The sequence below is a fragment of the Mongoliibacter ruber genome (genome assembly GCF_003003005.1).
GTDB classification, from domain to species: domain Bacteria; phylum Bacteroidota; class Bacteroidia; order Cytophagales; family Cyclobacteriaceae; genus Mongoliibacter; species Mongoliibacter ruber.
Genome location: NZ_PVTR01000040.1, coordinates 1 through 2,176, shown reverse-complemented (window position 1 = coordinate 2,176; position 2,176 = coordinate 1). Strand labels below are relative to the sequence as shown.

The window sequence follows — 2,176 nt, the reverse complement described above, 5'->3', positions numbered from 1 at the left end:
AGAAATTCAAAAGTAACCGACTCGATAGCACAATTTGAAGTGAATGACCCATTGTTTACTGAATTGGAAAACTCTTCATACGAAGAATTCTGAACGGCAAATCCTCTTGGAATCGAATAAAAAACTGTTATTCGCCCTTGGGTAGTTGATAATCTAAAATCTACTTCTTCATGTGTAGGTAGCTCACCTAACTCTTCAGTGAAATCCGAACATGGTAATACCTGATAGACTAATGGCTCTGGGCATACGATCTCACTTACACAACAAACAGGAGAGGTACCCGAAATGTTAATAGAATCACACACCCCATCATCTTCAAACGAAACATCATAATCTGTTCCTATTGCTACTGGTTCTGACGACCAAGTCAATGTTCCGTTAGCATTATCAAAAAAAGTACCAGGTGCACCTGTGCCAATAGCAGTCAAAGTCCCTGCTGCTTCAATAGTTGCTGTAATCACGTATGTATCGCCACCTGGCTCACAAGCTGTGCTTTCAGAAATTATGCTCCCCTGAGCAAGTACTAATTCTAAGGTCACTGGAGTTCTTTCCATTGAAACACAGCCATCTGCAGATACAGCTTCTGCATAGAATGTAACAGAACCGATTGAATTCAATGTTGGTATAACTTCTATTAAACCTTCTATTGAATCATACCATCTATATGTAATCCCTGAAACAGCTGAAATAGCATCATTTGCATTCAAAGTCTGAAGTGGATCTGTCGCACACTCGGTAATATCACCATTACTTTGTGGAGCTGCCGGCACTGCTAATATGACAACTTCAAATTCTTTAATATCTTCCTGACAATCGATTGGTACGTCAGGATCAGTAACTTTAAGAGCTACGTTATAATTACCACTAGTAGGGAAAGTGTTTTGTATCGTTTGTCCCGATCCTTCGGTATTAAATGTAGCCCCGTCATAGCTAAAATCCCATTCGTACAAAAGATTACCATTATCACCAACGTCAATTGAAGATGATGCGTCAAAATTTACCATTAAGTCACATCCAGGATCTAAAAATGTAAAATCAGCAACCGGTGAAGCTAAGAAATTTAGTACTACATTAGAAAATACGGTGACCTCTGTGTCAAAACAATCTGTTCCCTCAGGTCCTAATGGAACAGTAACTGTCAATCTAATAGTGTATATGCCCGGAGTAAGAGCTGTAATTTCAGTTCCTTCTGTATTTGGACTATCAAAAATAATTGTCCCTGGGCCTGATTCCTGTGTCCAAGAATAATTAGTAGGCTCAACACCATCAGGAAGTCCAGAGATTTCAGCACCAAGAAGGGTCGTGCCAACACAAACCTCATTTCCATCTATACCTATTGTGACAACATCAATTTCAATTTTAGGAGTACCTCCTGATTCAATTAAATCTCCAAAAACTAAACAAACATTACCCTGTCCAGAACACGCAGAATATTGAATTCCCCCAATAATTATCCTCCGATTATTAGAGCAAGTATTTGTTGTGGATCCAATCGCTCCGGTTTGAGTGCCAACATCTGACGTGTTTTCAATTACTAAAGCTGTATTTTGAGGTAAAATTAGATTCACATTATTGGAAGCCCATAAAATTTGCCCTCCATCTTCAATAATTAATTGATTTATATGATTTGGAACTGTAATGGTTGAATTAAGAGTGATTTTTATTCCAGCTGGAATAATAACCGTCCCATTACAAGTCGCTTCATTACTATTTAAAAAATCAATAAATTCAGTTTGATTTAAATCGGTATTAATGGTACAATCCGCGAAGACTTTACTGAAAAACAAAAAGACAAAAGCAAAAATTAACGCTTTTTTTACCCAAACAATAAAAACATAATTATTCATATAGATATAATTTAAAATCAAGTTCGATTACTAGATAAAAGTCTAGTGTCGTATATGAAATAACCCCTGATCCAGTAGGTCTATTTTTCGATCTTATACTTTCAACTTTAATGTAAAATCAGCTATTAAAAGCATTCTCTCTTTTTTATAAAATCGTCATTTCCCAAGTTTCAGCTCCGTCCTTCTGTTGAGTTGGTGCATCGCTTCTGTGCATGGAACCGTGCCGCAGTCATGGACAGGCATGTTCTTGCCAAACCACTCATACTCCATCCTCGAGGCCTCAATTCCCCTGTTGATCAGGTAATCCTTCACTACCTCAGCCCTGCGCT

1 protein-coding gene is annotated in these 2,176 nt (G+C 37.8%); it reads right to left on the bottom strand.

The annotated features are described in order from the left end of the window. Positions 1-1,847, bottom strand: a 1,847-nt coding sequence (locus CLW00_RS21155; RefSeq protein WP_146131482.1) for a PKD domain-containing protein, incomplete at its 3' end; no start/stop codon positions are given. Between the last annotated feature and the right edge of the window lie 329 nt (positions 1,848-2,176).